This window comes from Paenibacillus sp. TC-CSREp1, assembly GCF_050171015.1.
Classification (GTDB): Bacteria; Bacillota; Bacilli; order Paenibacillales; family Paenibacillaceae; genus Paenibacillus; species Paenibacillus silvae.
Genome location: NZ_JBNOKM010000014.1, coordinates 121,462 through 143,138, shown reverse-complemented (window position 1 = coordinate 143,138; position 21,677 = coordinate 121,462). Strand labels below are relative to the sequence as shown.

18 protein-coding genes are annotated in these 21,677 nt (G+C 45.6%); 2 read left to right on the top strand and 16 right to left on the bottom strand.

The window, feature by feature from the left end:
* The first annotated feature begins 36 nt into the window (after positions 1 to 36).
* Positions 37 to 759 (top strand): YheC/YheD family protein, encoded by a 723-nt coding sequence (locus tag ACQSGY_RS21575; RefSeq protein ID WP_427180586.1) that lies wholly within the window; start codon positions 37 to 39, stop codon positions 757 to 759.
* Between the two features lie 130 nt (positions 760 to 889).
* Here ACQSGY_RS21575 and ACQSGY_RS21570 read toward each other — a convergent pair whose 3' ends face one another.
* From ACQSGY_RS21570 to ACQSGY_RS21510, 13 genes are all read right to left on the bottom strand, one after another.
* On the bottom strand, positions 890 to 1,225 hold the full coding sequence (locus ACQSGY_RS21570) for a hypothetical protein (protein ID WP_427180584.1): 336 nt from the start codon (positions 1,223 to 1,225) through the stop codon (positions 890 to 892).
* 176 nt (positions 1,226 to 1,401) lie between these two features.
* Complete coding sequence (locus ACQSGY_RS21565; protein WP_427180582.1) at positions 1,402 to 2,472, bottom strand: hypothetical protein; 1,071 nt, start codon at positions 2,470 to 2,472, stop codon at positions 1,402 to 1,404.
* A 15-nt stretch (positions 2,473 to 2,487) separates the two neighbouring features.
* On the bottom strand, positions 2,488 to 3,561 hold the full coding sequence (locus tag ACQSGY_RS21560; protein WP_427180581.1) for a hypothetical protein: 1,074 nt from the start codon (positions 3,559 to 3,561) through the stop codon (positions 2,488 to 2,490).
* Between the two features lie 114 nt (positions 3,562 to 3,675).
* Positions 3,676 to 4,740, bottom strand: coding sequence for a hypothetical protein (locus tag ACQSGY_RS21555; protein WP_427180579.1), 1,065 nt, complete (start codon positions 4,738 to 4,740; stop codon positions 3,676 to 3,678).
* Positions 4,715 to 5,302 (bottom strand): RNA polymerase sigma factor, encoded by a 588-nt coding sequence (locus ACQSGY_RS21550; protein ID WP_427180577.1) that lies wholly within the window; start codon positions 5,300 to 5,302, stop codon positions 4,715 to 4,717. Before ACQSGY_RS21550 ends, ACQSGY_RS21555 begins: the two co-directional genes overlap by 26 nt.
* 216 nt (positions 5,303 to 5,518) lie before the next feature.
* Complete coding sequence (locus ACQSGY_RS21545) at positions 5,519 to 7,648, bottom strand: 5'-nucleotidase C-terminal domain-containing protein (RefSeq protein WP_427180575.1); 2,130 nt, start codon at positions 7,646 to 7,648, stop codon at positions 5,519 to 5,521.
* A 325-nt stretch (positions 7,649 to 7,973) separates the two neighbouring features.
* On the bottom strand, positions 7,974 to 9,059 hold the full coding sequence (locus ACQSGY_RS21540) for a hypothetical protein (protein ID WP_427180573.1): 1,086 nt from the start codon (positions 9,057 to 9,059) through the stop codon (positions 7,974 to 7,976).
* Between the two features lie 190 nt (positions 9,060 to 9,249).
* Positions 9,250 to 10,644 carry an ADP-ribosylglycohydrolase family protein gene (locus ACQSGY_RS21535; RefSeq protein WP_427180572.1) on the bottom strand — a complete coding sequence of 465 codons (1,395 nt, stop codon included), beginning with the start codon at positions 10,642 to 10,644 and terminating at the stop codon, positions 9,250 to 9,252.
* Position 10,645: 1 nt separating this feature from the next.
* Positions 10,646 to 11,608, bottom strand: a complete 963-nt coding sequence (locus ACQSGY_RS21530; protein WP_427180570.1) for a nucleoside hydrolase — start codon at positions 11,606 to 11,608, stop codon at positions 10,646 to 10,648.
* A 10-nt stretch (positions 11,609 to 11,618) separates the two neighbouring features.
* A complete protein-coding gene (locus tag ACQSGY_RS21525) occupies positions 11,619 to 12,554 on the bottom strand; it encodes an ABC transporter permease (RefSeq protein ID WP_289376327.1) in 936 nt (311 codons plus the stop codon).
* The gene (locus ACQSGY_RS21520) at positions 12,547 to 13,596 is read right to left on the bottom strand and encodes an ABC transporter permease (RefSeq protein WP_110896961.1); all 1,050 of its coding nucleotides are present in this window, start codon (positions 13,594 to 13,596) and stop codon (positions 12,547 to 12,549) included. The genes ACQSGY_RS21525 and ACQSGY_RS21520 overlap by 8 nt, the downstream gene beginning before the upstream one ends.
* Positions 13,593 to 15,149 (bottom strand): ABC transporter ATP-binding protein, encoded by a 1,557-nt coding sequence (locus tag ACQSGY_RS21515; protein WP_427180567.1) that lies wholly within the window; start codon positions 15,147 to 15,149, stop codon positions 13,593 to 13,595. Before ACQSGY_RS21515 ends, ACQSGY_RS21520 begins: the two co-directional genes overlap by 4 nt.
* A gap of 132 nt (positions 15,150 to 15,281) precedes the next feature.
* Positions 15,282 to 16,376, bottom strand: a complete 1,095-nt coding sequence (locus ACQSGY_RS21510; RefSeq protein WP_427180565.1) for a BMP family ABC transporter substrate-binding protein — start codon at positions 16,374 to 16,376, stop codon at positions 15,282 to 15,284.
* A gap of 295 nt (positions 16,377 to 16,671) precedes the next feature.
* Here ACQSGY_RS21510 and ACQSGY_RS21505 point away from each other — a divergent pair, with 295 nt between their 5' ends.
* Positions 16,672 to 17,433: a helix-turn-helix domain-containing protein gene (locus ACQSGY_RS21505; RefSeq protein ID WP_427180564.1), complete on the top strand. Its 762-nt coding sequence runs from the start codon at positions 16,672 to 16,674 to the stop codon at positions 17,431 to 17,433.
* 91 nt (positions 17,434 to 17,524) lie between these two features.
* Here ACQSGY_RS21505 and ACQSGY_RS21500 read toward each other — a convergent pair whose 3' ends face one another.
* From ACQSGY_RS21500 to ACQSGY_RS21490, 3 genes are all read right to left on the bottom strand, one after another.
* Positions 17,525 to 18,577 carry an NAD(P)/FAD-dependent oxidoreductase gene (locus tag ACQSGY_RS21500; RefSeq protein ID WP_427180562.1) on the bottom strand — a complete coding sequence of 351 codons (1,053 nt, stop codon included), beginning with the start codon at positions 18,575 to 18,577 and terminating at the stop codon, positions 17,525 to 17,527.
* On the bottom strand, positions 18,578 to 19,570 hold the full coding sequence (locus ACQSGY_RS21495) for an ABC transporter substrate-binding protein (RefSeq protein WP_427180560.1): 993 nt from the start codon (positions 19,568 to 19,570) through the stop codon (positions 18,578 to 18,580).
* Between the two features lie 153 nt (positions 19,571 to 19,723).
* Positions 19,724 to 21,316, bottom strand: coding sequence for a helix-turn-helix domain-containing protein (locus ACQSGY_RS21490; protein WP_427180558.1), 1,593 nt, complete (start codon positions 21,314 to 21,316; stop codon positions 19,724 to 19,726).
* Between the last annotated feature and the right edge of the window lie 361 nt (positions 21,317 to 21,677).

The following is a 21,677-nucleotide window of genomic DNA, read 5'->3' as shown; positions in this document are numbered from 1 at the left end:
GAGAGCTCCAGACCCTTATCAAAGGCTGTGATGTCAATGGTACTACAACGGGACAAATGGCTGCAGTATCAAACCCTCAGCAGCGTACCTTTACTCGTCGGACGGCTGCCAGAAACACAGTTATTAGAAAATGACACGCTGCACCATATGCTTCAGCAGCATTCCAGTGTCGTGCTGAAGCCCCGTGACGGACGTTATGGAAGAGATATTGTATTTATCCGTCGTCTGAAGACTGGTGACTACCAGATTCAAAATGAGAACAACGCTATTACGATGAAAAACACCGAAGAATTAGAGAAGTGGATTGATCAAACAGGTAAAAGTAATAGTTATATCATCCAGCAGTATCTTTACTTGGCACGCATCCAGCAAAGACCGCTTGATCTTCGAATTATGGTTCAACGTAAAAAGAAGGCTTCTTCTGCATGGAAGGTAACCGGATCTTACGCCAAGGTTGCATCTCGCGGATATCTGGTCACCAATGTGACTAATCGAACGATACCTGCGCTTAGAGCGCTGCAATCAGCACGAATTGGCGGACGGAAGTTACTTCTCCAGGCTGAACGGACTGCACTGCTGGGTGCCAAAGCTCTAGAAATGCGTTACCCGGATCTCAGACAGGTCGGTTTCGATATCGGAGTTGATAATAAATCTCGTATCTGGATTATTGAAGGCAACTATCGGCCCGACCTTCGCCCATTTAAGCGTTTGAAGGATTCTTCGATGTATCGCCGGATATTGTGGTATCAAAAGCATTAAGTTGAAGCTTCACAACACAAAGAAGCGTCTCCCCAATGTTCTGGAGAGCCGCTTCTTCTTTGTACTGCAGAAATTCCTTTACTCTTTTTGTAACCTACATTTCTACTACTATAACTATATGCTGATACGGTTAACATTTCCGACGACGTCTGGCCGCACTAACTACACGCGTTACCCGAAACTGGTTCGGACCTACCTGTATGATAGCAAACTGACTATAAGATGTTCCGGATGACGTATACGGTTCAGCTGCTATATTTCCACTTGGTGTTCTTACTGTTGCTGTGATTCGAGTGACCAGACATACCCCACGTCCAGAAGCCTGCCACGTTTCTTCACGCTGTACACTGTATTGATCATTGCTGCAAAAGATGGATGCATACTCAACGGTTCCAAACGCATTGAACGGTGTGGAGTTATAGATTCGAACCGGATCATAACCGCCTGCTGCTCTTCTCGTTCCCATTCTCAAAACCTCCTTTATTTTGATAGTTTATTAGATGCAATAAAGCGATTTTGGTAAGGGATAGAAGTGCACAAGGCCGAAAAAGTGTGTTTGTCCAACAACAAAAAAACCTCTCCGGATTATGGAGAGGCTTCCTGTGAATCGCTCTTAATCATCTCTATTTTTCACATTTAGAATTAATTGATTAATATTTTGGGTTGTTCATTTGCAGGCCCAACAATCGTGTTCCCGCCGAAACTGAGATGCTGACCATTCTTCTCTACGATAAAGCTGTTATACGATCCATCCGCATTCATTGTAGCTATGACTGTAGGAGCCCCTTTTTTGGTGAACGTCATTTGATCCTTATCCCATGCATTGGTTCCTCTTGCTCCCTTATATCCCTTCAAGTCAAAATCGATCATCGCTTTTGCATCTCTCACTGCATTCTTCATTAATGTATCCAGCGTCAGCTTCTTGAGCTTTGCATCTTTTGCTTTTTCTTTCTTCTGGAATTCGTTGTAATCATCTATTCCTTCACCATTACTTTGAACACTTGCCTGGAGTAGTTCCAGCGTTTGATCCTCAATGGCAAAGCTCACATTGATGGTTTTTGATTTATACTTATATTGATACACATTCGGTTTGCCATCAAGGACAAACAAACGATCCAGCTTTTCTCCTTTCTTGACCTTGCCATCGGTAAGCTTGGATAATACCTGAGCAGCCTGCTTCTGCACGCTTGCCGGGGCATCGTCAGGTGCATAATTTACGCCATGTACACTCCCATCATCTTCTGTATAAACTTGTTTATTTTGTTTGGCATTCGATGAGATTGTACCCACTCGGTAGATAGACTCTGAAATACTCACGTATTTTGGTTCTTCCCCCGGGAACAACGTTTCCCACGTTTCCTTCAGTTTGCTTTGATATTTCCCACCGTTTAAATCTTCATAATTGATTGTGATACCGATATCATCCAGCTTTCCATTCTTTTTATAAGAAATATTATCATATTTGAAATTCTCTCTTTTAAAGCTCACAGTATCTTTCATGGCCGTTCCCTGAATTAACTTATAGGTATTGCCTGTCAATTCTTTAAGCTTATCCTGGGCCTGCTGCATAAGCTTCTGATCTGCCTTAACATTCTGTGAAGTGTTGATATTCACCTTGTTAGCCGAATCTGCTTGAACAGGTGCCTGGCATCCCAGTAAACTTCCTGACAATAAAGCTACCCCGATTATAGGGAAAAATTTCTTTTTGTTCATGTTTATAAACTCCTTTTAGTCAATTAACAATTTGAGTTCTTCATTTGGGGGACCTTGGATGGTCATTTCGTAAAATTCGATTTTCTGATCATATTTATGAAGGGTAAAGCTGTTGAATGATCCGTCTTTGTTAAATCTGGCACTAACTGAAGGCGCCCCTTCTTTGGTGAACGTCATAAGATCCTCATCCCATGTATTTGCACTTCTTGCTCCCTTATATCCTTTCAAATCCAGATCCAGCATCGTTTTTGCGTCTTTCACTGCATTCTTCATTAAAGTGTCCAATGTCAACTTCTTCATCTCTGCACTCTTTTCATTTTCTCGCTTCTGGAATTCCTCATAACTGTCTACACCTTTACCATCGGAATGATATACATATGTTTGGAGCAGCTCCAACGACTGTTCTTCAATGGCAAAGATGACATCCATCGTTTTGGATTTATACTTATATTGATACACATCTGGTTTCCCATCGCGGACATACATCCGATCCAACTCAGCACCTTGCTTGACTTTTCCATTAGTGAGCTTGGAGAATACCTCAGTTGCCTTCTTCTGCACACTTGCTGGAGCTTCGTCAGGAGCATAATTCACGCCATAAATATTTCCATTCTCCTGCATATAAATTTGCTTGTTTTGCGCAGCATTCGATGAGATTGTACCCTCATAGTAGATTGACTCTGAGATACCCACATATTTGGGCTCTTCCCCAGGGAACAGAGCTTCCCACGTTTCCTTCAGTTTGTTTTGATATTTTCCACCATTTAGATCTTCATAATTCACTTTAATACCTATATCATCCAGTTCACCATTCTTCTTATAAGTAATGATGTCATACTTGAAATTCTCTCTTTTAAAACCCACAAAACCTTCCATGGCCGTTCCCTGAATTAACGTATACGTATTTCCTGTCAATTCTTTAAGCTTATCCTGAGCCTTTTGCATAGGGGTTTGCTCTGATTTAGCACCCTGTTTAAAGTTTGAACTTACGTTGTTATATGCATTTGATTGATTCGATGTATCGAATCCAAGCAAACTCCCTGATAATAAGGCTGCTCCGACGATAGGAAAAATTATTTTTTTGTTCATAACAATAAACTCCTTTATTTTTATTTACTTACCCGCAGTTTTAAATGGAATGCTTCAGTTACGTTGAAATAAATCTGTGAACTCAGCAGTCATCACCCCCTCTCATTGCATTAATTAGTCCGTTCCTTTCTCAGATAACTGCCTTAGATCAATTTTAATAGAATAGATCGTTCCTTTAGAGGTGTACACCGCCGTCACGTCTGGAGAACCCGCTTTGGTGAACGTTAAGGTATCGAATCGGTATTCAAGTTTGGATACGTTATAATCAGCCAAGTCCAAATTCATCCACACTTTAGCTTGTTTCACGGCTTCTTCACGAATCGTGTTCAGCTCAATTGCTTTTGTTTTCTCAACCAATTCACGATATTTATTTTTATCATCCTCCAATTTATGGAGTTGATCCGACAATGGAAAAGCTACAATGCTTGTGATCTGATTCGTATTTTTTTGCACATCAATGAGGATTGAACCCTTCTCTGTGCTGTACACGAACTTATATACGGGGTTTTGATTGGGTCTTAGGATCATTCGACTCACTGACCGTTTACTCTGTTTAAAATCCCCAATTTTATTAAAAATGTGATCTGCTGCATCTTTTGCTGCATCTGGAACCTGGTTCTCTCCAACCGGTTGTGCCGCGTGATACCAGTTACCTTCGTCAAAGTCGATGGATCTGTTTTCGTTTCGCGCCTCTATGTGAAATTTGTCCTTCTCATATTCGTACATAATCACATCATGAATTGCTTCTCCTTGGGGAAAAATCTCATTCCAGACCCTCTGCAGCTGACTTTTAAACTCTTGATCCTCAATGTTATCAAAGCGAATCATCCCCGAATGAAATTGTTTATTCCCATCCAAGCCTTTTACATAAAGTGTATCCGCCTTCTCATTTGGATTTGCTTTCATTTCTTTGGCAAACGGATTAATATACTCAAGCAGTGATAACCGCTCTATGGCTTGAGCCATGACAGGAGTTAGAGACACACAAAACGCAACCGATGCAGCTGCGACAATACCTACTCTTCTTGTGAAGAATGGCTTTTGCCTTGACGCGCTTTTGGATTCAAGCTTTTCTACAATCTGTTGACTCATGCTGTGCTCTGGCGTCTCCGTGTCCCGAATCATTTGCTCTACTTGGTGAATACTCACGGTTTTAGACGGATTTGGTGATCGACGCATTCATTGTCCCTCCTTCATTAACTTCCTTCGTCTGCAGTTTTTTGCGAAGGCGTTCATACTTTTTGCGCACAGTAGCGGGCTTCATATTCATAATTTCACTAATCTCGTTAAAGTTATATCGATGAATCGCCCGGAGAATGATTATATGTCTTTCTTCGGTAGTCAGTAAGTTCAGAAACTCCTTCAGTGTCGTTTGACTATCTATTGGCTGTGGTGAAGGTTCCGGCTGATCATATTTATAACGATCTATGAAACGAAACCACCTTTTTTTGCTCCTGATTTGATTCAGACTGTAGTTGTAGGCAATTTTGTACAGCCAGGCCGAGAAGGTCATATTGGGTCGATACTTATGTATCTGTTCATACACTTTAATAAATATTTCTTGCAGCGCATCCTCGGCTTCTTCCTTGTTTTTGAGAATATGATAACAATAGATATACATTGGTTTTTCAAAGATTCTTATAATTGAAGCAAAAGCTTCCTTATCACCATGCTTAGTTCTTTCAACCAGCATCTCCATTTCTTCTGAGTTTGATTTATGTTGTCTATAGTCTCTTACCAAAAATGTTACCCCCTCCCGCCTACACTCTTAAAACACCAATGCAGCTCTTTTTGTGACAACAGCGTTAAAATAAAAAAAACACAACCTATAAAGGAAATAGCACTCTTCTAGATAAACCTTTCATAGCTAAAATAATGAGAGGTTTACATGAGAAGAGTGCTTATTCCCATAAAGTTGTGTATCCTGTCTTACAACAAAGTATGAGTACGTTCTAGATTATGAAGCTTTTGCTGCAACTGCTTTTTCAATTAAAGCTTTGGCATCATTCGTAGAAAGACCTTGCTTAGGCTCCAGCATTTTTTTGTCTGTTGCTGTGAAGATGCCTTTATCAATCAGTTTAGCCATCGGTTTAACTGCATAAGAAGATACCGCTTTGTTATCTTCAAAAGCGGCCATAATCGTTGCCGCATTGGCCTCGGATGCCGGGCTGTTCACCAATTTTGCCAAAATGGTTGCTGCCTCTTCCCGAGTAATATTACGCTCAGGATAGAAGTTCCCACCGTATCCTTGAATAAATCCGGCTTTGGAAGCTTCTGCAATGGCATCAGCATATGCAGCATTAGCAGCAACATCCTTGAATGCAGGTGCTGCAGATACGGCGTCAAGCTTCAACATATCCACGAGTGCAGTGACAAATTCAGCACGAGTGATAGGCTCATTGTTGACCGGTGCTGGTGTTTCTGTTGGCTCTGTAGCTGCTGCGATGTTTGTGATACGGCCTTCTTTTTTGGCTAGAATCTCGCCGCCTTTAAACGTATCTACCATGTATTTGTAGAACACATCCAGATCAATCGGGCCTGCCAGGGATGACTTCGCATCCAGCAGCACTTTGTAGTTATCTCCACCTGCGGCCATAAAGTTGTTGACTACAGCCGTATATGATTTGTTCGGATCAACAGGAGTGCCATCTTCCAGGCTCAGGCTCGTTACACGTTCAGCAACTGGTTTGCTGAAATCAGCTGTATATTTCAAACCGGCAATTTGCAATGTTTTGGTGTTCGGTGTGCCATCTGCATTCGTACCCCATTGCTGTTGCAGCAACGTTTTCACTTGTGCACCCGTCAGCTCCAGCTTCACCAGTGTGTTCCCGAAAGGCTGGATTTTAGCCAGGTCTGCAAAGGTTACATCCCCTTTTGGCAGGTCTGCACGGATACCGCCTGGATTCATAAATGCAAAGTCAGCCTTGCCTGCTTGATCTCCAAAGTCCGCTTGACGCATCGCATCTGCAATCAGATTGCCCAGTGGAGCTTCGTTATTGTAAGCATCTGTACGCAGTACAGAGCCATCTGTTGTACCTACCGGCTTGGTCAGCTCCGGATGCTTGTCCAAAGATTTTTTAATAATAGCAAGTGTCTCAGGGTCTTGCTTCACACCTTCTTGGAACGTTGTTGTCACAGTAGCTGATTTCTCCGTTACATCCCCTGTTGCCGGGTCAATCATCAGCTTGATATCTTCAAATGCTGTACCATAGGAGTACGCTTGTACAATCAATTTTCCATTCACTTCACCGTTCGCCAGAGCGTGGTTATCACCAGCAACGATGACATCAACAGGAGAATCTGCTGGCAAAGCTTTCGCCAGATCAGCCGCTTCCCCGGTCGTTACACCTTCTTTGGTGGAAGCCGGGTCATGCGCCAGAACGATGATCGTTTCTACACCTTGATCCTGCAATTCTTTTGCATATTTATTAACGGCAGCAACCTCTTCTTCAGTACTCAGGAAACGCACGCCTGCAGTACCTGATGGAGAAACTTTGTTTGGCGTGGATTTGGTTACAAGTCCGATGAATCCGATTTTAACGCCGCCGACTTCTTTAATGACATACGGTTTGATCAGGGGTTTGCCTGTGGACGTTTCAATTACGTTTGCATTCACATAATCGAATTTAGCCCCGGCATGGGTTACTTTACCTTCTTTGGGATCAAGACCGCCGAAGATTTGTGCTTTCAATGCTGCAATCCCTTGGTCGAATTCGTGGTTACCCAGCGATCCCACATCAAAGCCCATCATATTCATCCATTCCATTGTAGGCTCATCGCGGTCAAGGGATGAGACTGGAGCAGATGCGCCAACAGAGTCTCCGTTGTGGAACAAGATAGAGTGCTCATATTTCGCACGAGCTTCTTTGAGATAGGTTGCTAGAATTGGAGCCGACCCTGCCTTTTTGTCACCAACAATGGATGTTGTATCCAGCTGGCCGTGAAAGTCATTGATTCCAATTAAATGTACTTCTACATCTTTGCCTGCGGCAGAAACCGAACCTGCTCCGCCAAATAATTGTGTGAGTAATAATGCAGTAGCAGCCACCCGAATGGTGCTTTTCCCCAAAACTTTTTTCCAAGACATGAGTAACATAACCCCTCTCCAATTTCGAATCCTGAGATATTTTACCACAGTTCAATTCCCAAAAGTCATAGATTCTATTAAATTGGTGTAAAAATTTTTAAAAAATGATAGAGAACATTCTCCGCATTCTTTTGAAAGCTTTATGTCAAGAGAGTTTGTTATGTAAGCTCTGCCATACAAATGGGATAAAGCAAATAAAGACACCCTCAAAGGGTGCCTTTATCTAACAACTGTACAATTCTGCTGGATGCATCTCGTTTATCCTCTGCTCTGTTCAGTCTGTTCCACCAGTACTACAGGTGACTCACTGATTATGCAAAATGATTCATGGCTTTATAGGATCTATGAACTCTTTGTCCAATAAGACAATGACTTTGTGTTTCTTGATTGTAAAAGAGCCAAAGGTTCCAGCGCTGGTAAAGCCTGCATGCACTTCCGGTGCTCCCTTTTTAGTGAAGACCAATGTTTCATTGGAATGTTTATATTTCTCAGCGCTGTAACCGCTCAGATCAAGGTTCATCAAGGCTTTGGCTTCTTTTTGCGCTGTTTTAGCCAGTGTTTTTACATTCAAGCTATTGAGCTTTTTCTGTTCGGCCTTATATTCTTTTTCGCTTAGATTCTTATTCTTATAAGGTGACACAATATCCCATAGTAAAACAGATAAGGGTTGAAGGGAATTTTCCTCAATCTCAACTGATATTTTTCCCTTATTAGTATTGTATTCAAAGCCATACACTGCAGGCTCACCCGGTCTTATTATAATAACCTTTAATTTCCGATCAGTCTTGCGCACTCCCTTGCCGATATTATTGAAGACTTGATCTGCTGCTTTCAGCGCAGCGGACGGAATTTCCTTTTCATTAGCATACTGGACCCCGTATTCAAGTTTTCCGTCTTTCAAGGCAATCATACCCTTGGAATTAGATGCCCTTACCTCTACAGGGAAGCCTTCAAATAATCGTATTCTGACGTACTCGAGCGGTTCATGCACTTCAGGGAAGGTCAGCTGCCAGGCTTTGTCCAGCTGCTCTTTCAATTTAACTTCTCCGAGTTCCTCATACTTCACTGTTAAACTAACATAAGTAACGATTCCCTTGGATGATACAAAAATCTCGTCAGACTTATTCTTGTTTGTCTTAAGAATAGAGGTGCTTCCATCTTTCTTGGAGACAAAAAGCGAAGGTGAATTTCCGGTAAACTCTTCAATTTTGCTTTTAGCAGCATCAATCGCTTTCTGATTAGCAGCATTGGAAGCAGAGGAAGAGAGGCTGTTATCAGACTTGGAGGACTCAGCCAATACATCACTATTCAGAGTTGTAATGATTGCCGCTCCAAAGATGAACATAGAACTCAGGACAAGCAACGGCGTTTTCAGCTTAATTTTCATTTTATTTCTTGTTATTTTATTCATTATTTACCCTCCTTTTATATCTCAACTCTATAACGCAGCAAGGAACCCTTTTTGTGACACATCGATTTGAAATCTTGAAAAATCCTTCAGCTAACAACACAAAGTGAGCCTCGGAATCTTCCAAGGCTCACTTTTCAACAATTCTTAGCTATGCAACAATTCATGACCTCCGTCAGTATAACGATAACATCTATTGGTTACCTGCTTGCCCGCGAAGCTTCAGGAACACCTGATAGCTGCGCTCGGCACAGGACGATATAGACACGGGGTCGAACCCGACCAGATCGGCATAGAGCGTATCATGCAGCGGAGCAGTCCAAGACTCTGGCAGCTGTGCTGCACCGAGACGTGCACCCATGATTGAACCTACCGTAGCTCCATTACAATCCGTATCCATACCGCCATAGACAGAGGTCACGACTGCTTTCTCAAAATCATCGCCTGCATACACCAAGGATGCTGCAACCAGCGCCGCATTGTTGTTCGTGTGCACGGCATCATAGTGGCTGAACATATCCCAGATTCGGCTAACCAGTTCCCGCTCACTGCGGGCTTGAAGGCCAATCTCCACACCTTGCTGCACATCTGCTGCCAGTCGGCTTGTTTGTGGAATTTCGCTCAGTCCGATTTCCACAATACGCTCACTGCTATTTTCAACAAACGCCGCTGCGATCATTGCAGCATTCAGCATCTCGCCATAAATGCCGTTCTTCACGTGGGAGAAAGAAGCATCCCGCCACCCGAGTTCAGCAGCCAGCTCTGGCCGCCCGGCTACACCGTAGGCCAAGCCGTCAGCGCGAATGGCAGCACCAATCCACTCACGATATGGATTAAGGTGCATGCGTACACGCTCTTGACGCTGTATCCAATCGGCAGGTTTATCCGATTTCAGATGCGAGGTCTCATGGGCAAAATTCATATAGCTCTGTGTCTCAGCCGTACACACCTGACTGTATGTCAGGCGGCGATGCCACAGCTTGCCAATATCCCACGAATCCCAATCCAGTCCGTTTTCCTCCAGCAGAAGAAGGCCCAAAAGGGTATAGCGGATATCATCGTCACTCTCCATAAAGCGAATCTTCTCTTTTACACTCAAAGGACCCAGCTCCGTCAAGCTCAAGCCATATTCCTGCTCTGCGCTCGAATGCTCAGGAGTATAACCTTGAATCGGCCAAGCACCCGCTCCCTTGAACCACAGCTCAATATTCTCCCAACCCGGACGACCGTCCTTGCCATATAGATAATCCGGGTGCTCCAGCGGCTTACCGAGTGCACAACCGACACTTCGTCCGAGCCATGCTCCGTAGAACTTGTCCCGCCATACCTGCTCGCTCCAGTTCGCCTCAAGCACACGTGGCCCATCCGGGCGTAAACGGCGAATATCCTCAAGACTTGAAGGTTCTACATAAGGAAAATCAGCCGACACCTGAAGCTCCATGAGTTCTTGGTACAATAACATCAGCTTGCTCTCGTCATGCGCGGCTGCTTCCCACTTTTGCATAAAACCCTGCGTATCACAGCCCTCTTCGCCACGTTGAATTACCTCCAGGCGCACCGTCTCACGCAGGTCTGTCCAGCCAGCCATCCTAAGATTCTCCTTGAGACGCTTGTTGTACATATCGGGCGTCTAGAATCGCGAGCGCATCAAAGAGAAGACGAATAAAGGCATCGCGATCCACATCCAGCAGCACGTTTACGTTAGGCTGACGGTCTGTCTTGGTGCGCAAGTCACCCACCGTCATACCGCGTGTATACGTTCCCTGAGTTTCAACCGTGACATCCAGCATTTTGCTCTGGAACAGCTGCGGCTGCAGCAACCAGGCAATTGCGCACGGATCGTGCAGCGCATTGCCGTGATATCCCATCTTTTTGCCGAAAATAGAATAGAAGTCCAGCAGCTCTCCTACCAGAACTGAGACCGGGCCGCGTGTTTTCAAAGCCTCAATCTCATCATCGAAAATAGCCGCTTTATCCGTCACATCAAGTCCGCTCATCGTGATCGGAATGCCCGATTCAAACACGATCTGAGCCGCTTCCGGGTCCACATAGATGTTAAACTCCGCAGTACGGGTCACATTCCCGTAGGCAATGCCTCCACCCATCATTGAAATGCCAGCAATACGGGATTTCAGCTCGGGATAGGCACGAATCAATGTTGCAATATTGGTCAGCGGGCCAATCGGCACAAGGGTAACGGGCTCATCCGATGCGAGCAGAATCTCGCGAATAAACTCAACCGCGCCCGTCTCTATGGGACGAAAACGGCTTGGCGGCAGCACAGGGCCATCCATACCCGATTCCCCATGAGCCTCCTCCCCCGTCACCAACGTGCCAAGCAGCGGCCCCTTTGCTCCCTTCGCTACCGGGATATCCGCGTCTACAAAGCTGAGAATTTTAAGCGCATTGTTCGTAATTTTCTCTAACGTCTGATTCCCGCCTACGGTAGTAATGCCTTTGATCTCCAGCTGCTCCGGGTGGGCGAGCGCCAGCAGTATAGCGATAGCGTCGTCATGACCCGGATCACAGTCAATAATAATAGGTATCGTCATAAGTCTCTCCTCAGTTCGTTTTTTGGGCAAGCTTGCGCCGTTTTTTGCGTGTCTCGGCAATCGCATATACGATCAGGCCGACAACAGTAGCTGCATATGGCAGTGTACCGATAAGCTCCGCGGGAATTTTAAGCACCTGCAGTGCATTGGCCAGTGCCTCTGCTCCCCCGAAGAGCAGTGAGGTCAAGGCTGTGCCTACCGTTGTACTGCGTCCCATAGACTCCGCTGCGATCGCAATCCAGCCTCGCCCCGCGATCATATCTCTGGTGAATAGAGACAGATATCCCATCGACATGTATGCCCCGCCCAGGCTGGCAAAAAATCCACTCAGCAGCAGCGCGGAGTACTGGATTTTCACAACACTGACACCAACGGATTGTGCTGCGTGCGGATTCTCACCGACTGAGCGAATCTGCAATCCGAGCGGTGTGCGTTTTAACAGGTAATACACAGCAATGACAGCCAGTATGGATACATAGGTCAAAATATGATGTCCCGACAGGATCGGACCAAGCACCGGGATGTCCTGCAGCAGCGGAATATCTATGCTTGGCAGCACCTTGCTCGGCAATGACGTCGATGATCCTTTGTCACCACTCAGCAGGTACAGCAGAAATACCGTTCCGCCTGATGCGAACATATTGATCGCCACACCACCGAGAATAATATGGGTTTTGAATTTTAATGTGAAAAAAGCAAGCATCCCCGCAATCGCCGTACCCGATAATACTGCACCAAGCAGTCCGATCCAGGCATTAGCCGTGTATGAGCTGACAATAACCCCCGCCAGTGCGGATACCAGCATAATGCCCTCCATACCGATGTTGATGATCCCTGCCCGATTGGAGATCAAGGCACCTAATGCCGCAAACAGGATTGGTGTCGTTACCCGCAGTACGGAGAATGCAAAGTCAGTCGTTAAAATAACGTTCAGCAGGCTATTCATGGAGCTTGGCCTCCTTCAGCAGCATGCGATTCTTCCAGAATTTCAGGAATTGCTCCGCAGAGATCAGCAAAATGATGACCGCTTGAATAATCGATATCATCTCTGACGGCACATCGGACAGACGTGCCATCAGATCGGCCCCGATACGGATGTAGGCCAGGAAGAGCGCTGCTCCGATCACGGATAACGGATTGTTCTTCGCCAGCATGGCAACCAGAGCACCGTCCAGTCCATAGCCCGGCAGTGCGGTCCATTGGAAGCGATTATACATGCCCAGCACCTCGACCGAGCCACCCATACCCGCGATAAATCCTGCGATCAGATGCACCAGAATGATAACCTTCGCTGTCTTCATGCCGGAGTAACCTGCAAAATCACGGTTGGCTCCTGTCATTCGCAGCTCATATCCCCATTTGGTGTGATACATAAAATAATGAGCAGCAACAATCAATACCAGTACGATAATGAGTCCAGTATGCAGACGTGTTCCCGGCAGTATTTTCGCGAGCTGTGCAGTCTCGGCAAATTTATAGGACACATTGGAGAACGCCTTGGCATCTCTCAGATGATAATTGAGCAGGTACAGACCAATGCCAAAAAAGATGCTGTTGAACATCAATGAGGTAACGAGCTCATTGGCATTCCACTTGGCTTTCAGATAACCCGGAATCGCGGAGAGAAGTGCACCAACAATTGACCCTGCCCCGATGGCCACGATCGGATGCATGATTCCATTCATGCTTAGATGGATCGCCAGCACTGCTGCCACGATACCAGAAATGTAGAAGATTCCTTCAGCACCCAGGTTAAACATGTTGGTTTTAAACAGAAGGGACACCGATAATCCTGTAAACATAAGCGGTATCGCCATTTCCACCACGTTGCCCATACGGCTTAACGTTGACAGCGGCTCAAACAGGAAAATACGAATCGTCTCCACAGGCTGGCTGCTGACGAGCGAAATAATAATAAATGCAATGGCGAGCGATATAAGAATAACGGCTGCCGTACGGTATACTTCGAAATACTTTAATCGCATCATGGGGATGCCTCCTCCTCATACTGCTCCTGCTGACGGCGAATACCAAGCATGTAAAGGCCCAACTCCTCTTCACTAACGCTGGAAGGTGAGTCCAGCCGTGCTGCAATTTCGCCTTCATACAGCACGAGCAGTGTGTCACTCATCTCCAGAATCTCATTCAAGTCTGCGGAGACAAGCACGATTGCACAGCCTGCATCCCGCAGCTCCAGCAGCTTCTGATGTATAAACTGTGCTGCTCCAATATCTACCCCGCGCGTAGGTTGTTCTGCAATGAGCAGTAACGGCCCGGTAGAGCATTCACGTGCAACGACCACCTTCTGCATATTGCCACCAGATAACATGCCTATGGGCTGTGACGGGCCGGAGCACCGAACCTTGAATTCCTCGATCAGGGAGCTCGCAAGCTTCTGAATGGATGACATACGCAGCAGCGGCCCTCTATTGAGCGACTTGGATCGATACTGGGTGGAGATCAGATTGTCCGCAATGCTTGCCTCACCAGCCGCACCCTGCCGCATCCGATCCTCAGGAATATAAGAAACACCAAGACCGCGAATCTCACGGATACCTAGAGCCTGAATATCTCTGCCATTTACCTCGACCTTACCGCCCGCCAAACGACTGTTCAGACCCCCGGTCAGTGCTTCCACAAGCTGACTTTGCCCGTTGCCCTCTACACCCGCAATTCCGACGATTTCACCTGCACGAACGTTGAAGCTGATATTCGACAGCAGGGACTTGCCTTCCGCATCGACTGCGCCCAGCTGTTGTACCGACAGGACAGGCTCTCCATAATTGTTCTGCGTTTTGTCATACTTGAGCACAACATCCCGTCCAACCATCAGCCTTGAAATTTCCTGCTCCGACACATCTGCAATGTTGAATACACCTTCTGTGCGTCCGCCCCGCAAAATGGTAATGCGATCGCAGATTTCCTTCACTTCCTTCAGCTTGTGCGATATAAAAACAATCGTATGACCCTTCTGCTTGAGCAGCTTCAGTTCCCGGAACAGCTCCTCCGTCTCCTGTGGAGTCAGCACAGCCGTAGGTTCATCCAGAATGAGTATCTCTGCACCGCGCAATAGCGCCTTCAGAATCTCGACCTTCTGCTTCATGCCAACGCTTAAATCCTCTACCTTGGCACGGGGATTAACGCTCAGGTTATACTTGCGGGCCGTTTCCTCTGTCATGCGAACCGCTTCCGCATAATGAATACCCACTCCACGTCTTGGCTCCATGCCAAGCACCATATTCTCGGCAACGGTGAAGGAGGGAACGAGCATAAAGTGCTGATGCACCATACCAATTCCGAGCGCAATCGCTTCTTGCGGATTGCCCAGCTTGATCTGTTTTCCTTTTAACAAAATCTCGCCTTCACTCGGCTCCTCCATGCCAAACATCATCTTCATCAGCGTAGATTTGCCCGCACCGTTCTCTCCCGCGATGGCATGAATCTCTCCCTCCTGCAAGGAGAACTGTACATTTTGGTTAGCGACCACCCCATTGGGGTATACCTTTGTAATATTACGCATTTCCAACAGCGCGCCGGACATGGACAGACAACTCCTCTCTACTGGCAGTTTGCACAAAAAATGTACAGCGGAGAATGCAGCATATTGCATCACTACATCTCCCGGCTGTACAGCATTAATGTCAAATATCTCTCATTTATGAAAATGGAAAGCTTATGGCTTCACACTATTACGAATCGCTTCAATCTCGGACGTCTCCATACCCATTGCATTGGATACGTTAATCTCTTTGTTTTCAAGCTTCTTCTTGATCTCTTCAACTTTAGCCTGCAGATCAGCAGGGAATACACTCTTATAGATGTCATTCTCTGCAATGCCTACTCCGTTCTCGACAAAGCCCATTACCTGACGTTTTCCTGTCTCCAGCTTGCCATCCTTAGCCTTGGTTACTGCTTCGAGAATGGCTGTGTCAATCTTTTTAATCGCGGAAGTAAGGATCAGGTTGGCTTTTTCAGGGTCTGTATCTTTCAACAGGGCAGCCTGGTCAGAGTCTACACCGATGGCATATCTGGATTTTTCCTTCGCGGCATCAAAGATACCCAGTCCTGTACCCCCTGCTACGTTGAAGATCACGTCGACTCCCGAGTTATATTGAATAAGCGAAAGCTCTTTACCTTTGGCCGGATTGACGAAATCACCCGCATAGGATACCGCAACCTTGATTTCAGGATCTACGTATTTTGCACCTTCAATGTAACCTACGAGGAAAGCGTTGATGCCCGGAATGTCCATGCCCCCCAGAAAACCGATAACGTTGTCCTTATTTGCATTAGGCATGTCCGATTGGGTAGCAAGTGCGGCAACAGCACCTGCCAGGAAGGATACTTCGTTGGTAGAATAGGACATATTATAAACATTGGCTGGAGCTTCTTCGATATCGGTATCATAGTTAATGAACGTTTTGTCAGGGTACTGCTCAGCAGTCGCATTGAACATCTCTGTAATCTCCGAGCCGCCAGATATAACAATGTTCCAGTCCTCGGCAGCAATATCGTTAAACGTTGGCTCCCACTTTGTTTTGTCTGTACCCATCTCAATGACCTTTGTCTGGGCACCAAGCTCCGACTTGACCATCTCCAGTCCATGATTGGCAGCGTCAAAGAAAGATTTATCGCCCAAGGTACCTGGAATCAACAGCACAACCTTCAGTTGATCAGTCTGTTCGCCGCCTGAACCGGCTGTACCCGCTTCTCCTGTTGTTCCTTTCGTACTACCACATGCAGACAGAAGCAGTAACATGGCGACCATACAAATTACGAATGCATTCTTTTTCATCTTCTTTACTCACACCCCTGTTTGTTGTTAAAATCATTGATAATCTGTAGTGCTTACAGCCTAGCTTTAATAAATAGGGAACTTCACAACCTGATTTTGAATTGTAATGCGTTTTCTTTATCGCAATAACCGAACGTATAAACGTTTAATTTCGTTTAACATTCGTTTATGAGTATGATCATAACAAAATTCAGCGTTGATATTTATCTGATTTCGGTCACTTTTTTGTACGATTCGGCTAAATGTCGAAATTAGGGGGAAAGCAATAATGGATCAAGTTCTATATGTTGTCAGAGCCGAACATGCCAGGTTCACGCATATCATCCCTCATCACCATGAATGTTATGAGCTGATCTACTATTTTAAGGGAAATGGAACGTCCATGATTGGAGAGCACAGCTACCATTTTCAGGCTGGTACGTATGCGCTCATCTCTCCCCATCAGCAGCATGATGAGGATCACCGCGGGGATGCGGAGGTGCTTTTTGTTGGCTTTCAGACCGATCTGTCCGAGATTGGAGAGCTTCAGGGTATGCATCAGGATGACCGGGAGCACAGCATCCACAACTACATGCTGCAGCTGAACACCGAATATACAAGACGTGGTGAGGGTGCACAGGATTACCTGAACGACCGTCTGCATCATATGCTGCTTCACCTGCTGCATCGGGGCGGTAACAGTATGTATCCGCTGTTCTCCGGAGATCGGCTCCAGCATGTGCTTGCTTATATGAACGAGCATTTTACACAGCGGCTCTCTATTGAAACGCTGGCGGACATGTCGGGCTACAGCTACGACCGCTTCCGGCATCTGTTCAAGGAGAAATATGGGGCCTCCCCTTCCCGCTATATGCTGATCAAACGCCTGGACTACTCCAAGCATCTGTTAGCCAGCACACAGATGTCCATCTCCGACGTCTCCGCCGAGTCTGGTTTTGTGAATGATGCCCAGTTCTGCAACATGTTCAAACGAGAAACTGGCATAACACCACGCTCTTATCGCAAAAGCTTGCAGCTTAAAAGCAATTAAGCGCCACCGGAAGGCAAAAAAGCCGAATGCCCCCGCCAAGGGAACATTCGGCTTTCTTTATTTTAGACGACATGATGAGATTTAACCTCTCTTATTGAACTGCATTACCGTTGGTGCTCTTGTTTTTTTGGCGTAAATCCTCGTTTTTCTCCGCGAAACGGTCGTTGTGAGAGGAAACACCCGCCATCTTGGATTCAGTAGGATCAATGTACAGCTTGGCACTGTTTACCGCATGGACTGCATCATTAAACGCGCCTGCGATCAATCTGATTTTACCCTCATTCGTAACGATATCCCCCGCTCCAAAGATGCCTGGAATGCTCGTACACATCTGAGGTGTAACCGTAATGCCCCACTCTTCCGAAGCTAATCCCCAATTCAGAATGGCCCCGCCAAAATTACGCTCAAACCCATGGTTGACGAGCACTTCATCCACATCAAGCCTCACCTCGGTCTGGGAATCCACATGCTGCAGTGTGACATAATCAATTTGATTATCCTGACCGTGCAGGCGGGTAACGACATAGGGAACATAAGTGGTTGCCACCGATTTCATGCGGGTTACCGAGGATTCAAACGCACTAAAGTCATCGCGTCTGTGAACGACATATACTTCCTTGGCCAGATCGGCAATTTCAATAGCCCAATCTACTGCTGAATCGCCTCCACCAGATATAAGCACACGCTTATCCTTGAACCGATTCAAGCTTGTAACCGTGTAATGAAGGTTGCTCAGTTCATAGCGATCCGCACCTTCCACGGTTAATTTCTGAATGCGCGTAATGCCCCTCCCGGTTGCAAGAATAATGGTTTTGGTATAATGCTTCTCTCCCGTGTTCGCCGTAAGAGTAAATATACCGTCATCCCCTTTATCCATGCCTACCACTTCTTGCCCATATACGATTGTCGGATCAAAGGTTGTGGCCTGTGTGATCAAGGAGTGAATAATGCTTTCGCATCGTACAGGCTCAATCCCGCCAACATCCCAAACCATCTTCTCCGGATACGTTCGCATAAATCCACCAAGCTCATGCTTTGCTTCGATTATTTTCGTCCGCATCTCGCGCATTCCGCTATAGAATGCCGCATACATGCCCGCAGGGCCGCCGCCAATAATGATAACGTCATAGATATCACGCTTCATCTATTTCACCAACTTTTCTACGAGATAATCCATGAACAACGGGTATCCGTTCAGACCTTCACCTACTACAAAATCAGCCGTTTTGAGCGGGTACACATGTCCTTTTTTCACGGCATCCATCCCCTGCCAAAGCGGACTGCTCTCCAGATCCTTCATAGACTGCTCACTGCTGTAATTTTGCATCTGACGTTGTTCCACGAAAATATAATCCGCATCCAGCTCAGGCAGCACTTCCAGGGAGATTGGTGTGAACCAGTCATGATTATCCTTCAGTTTGGTTGGTATGTTCAGTCCTAGCTTATGGTATAACATATCGCTTCCAGGGCTGTCCTTTTCCTGGCCAAGCACGCGATATTGCTTCTGTTCTACACGAATGACGAGAATTTTGGCATCACCGATAGAATTGTGAAGTTTTTGTTTTGTGTCTTCGATCTTGTCACTGTATTTCTGGAGCGCAAGCTCCGCTTCTTTCTCTTTTCCAAAAAGCTTACCCAGTGCAGGAACATATTCTTCAATCGTTACACCCGCATCAACCGCAACTGTGGGCGCAATCTTGCTTAGCGCCTCATACTTTTTGGCATCAATGGCTGCACCCTGCGCGATAATGAGATCGGGTGACTCCTCGATGAGTAGTTCAAAGTTATCCTCGTACTGTTCTACTTGAATCATTTTCACCTGATGTTCGTTGAACAGCTTCGGACGATATTCAGGCTCTATCTCTTTAACAAGCGTAACTACATTCGGGATAACACCGATTTCGATCATGTTTTCAGCATAACTGGGACTGAGAACCAGCATATTTTTAGGCTCTGCGGGAATCGTGACCTCACCGAAAGTATCTTTGACCACACGTGTTGTCGGCTCCCCTTTTGTTTCTGTCACACTGGCTTCCGTTCCACTCTCTTGAGTGGTGTTGGTATTGGAGCACGCTGTTAAAGCAACTACCGTTAATGTTAAAACAATATAAAGCAATGTTCTTCCGATTGTTCTCATTACAACTATAACCCCTTTTCTTTGATTTTCAATGATAATGATAATGATTATCACTATCAAATTATAAGGAATAATGAGACAACCTACTATAGTGTAAAGTGTCCTAAACAGTGGATTATTGTGCTGTCGGCTCTACGCCATCTAAAGACTTACCTAACTGCCTAACATGGCTTGTTCAATCTGCTGCATAATCTTTCTTTTTCCAAACACACTGCAATTGTTAATCCATAGACCCGTATCCACATAGAAGACTCGATTGTTCGTTACAGCATCCAGACAACCCCACTGCTCACTGCTCTGTAGATTCACCAGACTGAGGTTTGCACTGTAATAGTCCATGATGCGCTTCTCCACAAACAAATACGCAGGATTGGCTTCAGCTAATTGTTGTAACGAGCATATGTTGAAGCTTCTCTTGTTTGTCTGAAATGTCTCAGGTATGTGCAAGCCTAGCTCCTTATGTAACAGAATGGCCGTATCGCAGGAGGACTCACCAACATACCGGTAACCCGACTCTTCTACTCGCAAATAAAGCACAGTGGATTCACCCTTGATATGACTGTCGATTTTGTCCTTCAGCGCGTATACCTGTTCGTCTAACTCTTGAATAAGCTCGCTCGCCTGCTTCTGTCTGTTCAACAATTGCCCAAAGTAATGAATAAGCGAATTCAGATCTGGGGGCAGATTCGTGATTACGGGAGCTACAGCGCGCAGATGTTGTTTCATCTCCTCCGTTAAATGTTCACCAATAATTAAATCAGGCTGTATCTGCGCAATACGATCCGGTTGGAAAACATACTGAGGCATCTCGATCAGGCTAACACCATGCTGCTGAAACATATCTTGCTGATACTTCGGCGTTAAGGAGCGTATCACCGTTACACCGTGGGGAATTATGCCTAAGCCGATGGCAATCTCAGCGTGTGCTGCCGAGAGAAAGCATATTCGATAATCTGCGATGGATTGCATGAATTGTTTGGGCGCTTTGCCCACGAACCGCTTGAACTGTCGATTAAAATACTGGGCATCATCAAAGCCTGTTTTTTTGGCTACATTTTTAGATAAATCACCTGTAGTTAACAGCATTTCTTGCGCACGGAAAATACGATAACGAATCAAATATTCCATCGGAGTTTTGCCATATAACTGCATGAATTGTCTGGAATAATATGCGGGGCTGTATCCGGCAATCGCCGCAAGCTCTTCTCGGGTGATCGACTGATTATACTTTTGCTGCATATGTACAACCGTGCGAGCCAGCCTCTCTTCGAGTGTGAATTCTTCCGGTCTCCGTTCTTCCTTTAATTCTTTAAGCAGGTTGTATAAAATAAATTGCTTCATCGTTACACTTAACTCATCGGCAGCTGCAGCTTTATGGAGTGCGATTCGCGTATCGCTCAGGACGGTTTCAGGTATTTTCTGCACTGCATATCCGGCCTGTGTATTTACACTGTACATGCAGGGTGTATTGGTTTGGGTATCATACATCCGAAAGCTTATGAAGTAACCCGAAAAATCCTTATGATATGTATCGGTCAGCTGGATGACTGAGCCTTTCTCCACAACGATCACATGGCCATAGACCATATGCTCTTCCCGCCCATTCATGGATAGTGTAGTTTGTCCATCCGTCACCAATAGAAGAGAGGTGTGCTCCAATTGCAAACGGGGTTGTTCGCATAGTACGTTCGTCAAATCCATAATATCGATACATTGTGCTAACAAGTCAGGGTTTATATCTAGCATGTATGTACTCCTTCAGATCATTGTCCGTTGTGTATTTACGAGCCGCTATGACTCGTATATGTCTACGACCAACTTAACGAACAAAAAACGCCCTGTCTACTGGTTTGTTGGAAACCGTAAGCAGGACGCGAGTTTACTACGTTTGATGGCCCATGTGTCGAATCAAACTTTATCAACAAAAATAAGTACATTGCCGAAATATTTCATGAATCTTTTATACTCGGTATTTTTTCTTAAAACAATGATGGAGGGATAAGCATTTATTTTACGTTGTTTCAGCAAAGCCAACAAGCCCCTCTGCATAGTACAATAAAACTTCCCTTCCTTATACTGAATAAGAAGTGGTGGGGGCATAGATGTA

Coding starts and splice junctions, on each gene's coding strand:
- ACQSGY_RS21575 (WP_427180586.1), top strand. CDS start 37: ATGGTACTACAACGGGACAAATGGCTGCAGTATCAAACCCTCAGCAGC.
- ACQSGY_RS21570 (WP_427180584.1), bottom strand. CDS start 1,225: ATGGGAACGAGAAGAGCAGCAGGCGGTTATGATCCGGTTCGAATCTAT.
- ACQSGY_RS21565 (WP_427180582.1), bottom strand. CDS start 2,472: ATGAACAAAAAGAAATTTTTCCCTATAATCGGGGTAGCTTTATTGTCA.
- ACQSGY_RS21560 (WP_427180581.1), bottom strand. CDS start 3,561: ATGAACAAAAAAATAATTTTTCCTATCGTCGGAGCAGCCTTATTATCA.
- ACQSGY_RS21555 (WP_427180579.1), bottom strand. CDS start 4,740: ATGCGTCGATCACCAAATCCGTCTAAAACCGTGAGTATTCACCAAGTA.
- ACQSGY_RS21545 (WP_427180575.1), bottom strand. CDS start 7,648: ATGTCTTGGAAAAAAGTTTTGGGGAAAAGCACCATTCGGGTGGCTGCT.
- ACQSGY_RS21540 (WP_427180573.1), bottom strand. CDS start 9,059: ATGAATAAAATAACAAGAAATAAAATGAAAATTAAGCTGAAAACGCCG.
- ACQSGY_RS21535 (WP_427180572.1), bottom strand. CDS start 10,644: ATGGCTGGCTGGACAGACCTGCGTGAGACGGTGCGCCTGGAGGTAATT.
- ACQSGY_RS21530 (WP_427180570.1), bottom strand. CDS start 11,608: ATGACGATACCTATTATTATTGACTGTGATCCGGGTCATGACGACGCT.
- ACQSGY_RS21525 (WP_289376327.1), bottom strand. CDS start 12,554: ATGAATAGCCTGCTGAACGTTATTTTAACGACTGACTTTGCATTCTCC.
- ACQSGY_RS21520 (WP_110896961.1), bottom strand. CDS start 13,596: ATGATGCGATTAAAGTATTTCGAAGTATACCGTACGGCAGCCGTTATT.
- ACQSGY_RS21515 (WP_427180567.1), bottom strand. CDS start 15,149: ATGTCCGGCGCGCTGTTGGAAATGCGTAATATTACAAAGGTATACCCC.
- ACQSGY_RS21510 (WP_427180565.1), bottom strand. CDS start 16,376: ATGGTCGCCATGTTACTGCTTCTGTCTGCATGTGGTAGTACGAAAGGA.
- ACQSGY_RS21505 (WP_427180564.1), top strand. CDS start 16,672: ATGGATCAAGTTCTATATGTTGTCAGAGCCGAACATGCCAGGTTCACG.
- ACQSGY_RS21500 (WP_427180562.1), bottom strand. CDS start 18,577: ATGAAGCGTGATATCTATGACGTTATCATTATTGGCGGCGGCCCTGCG.
- ACQSGY_RS21495 (WP_427180560.1), bottom strand. CDS start 19,570: ATGAGAACAATCGGAAGAACATTGCTTTATATTGTTTTAACATTAACG.
- ACQSGY_RS21490 (WP_427180558.1), bottom strand. CDS start 21,316: ATGCTAGATATAAACCCTGACTTGTTAGCACAATGTATCGATATTATG.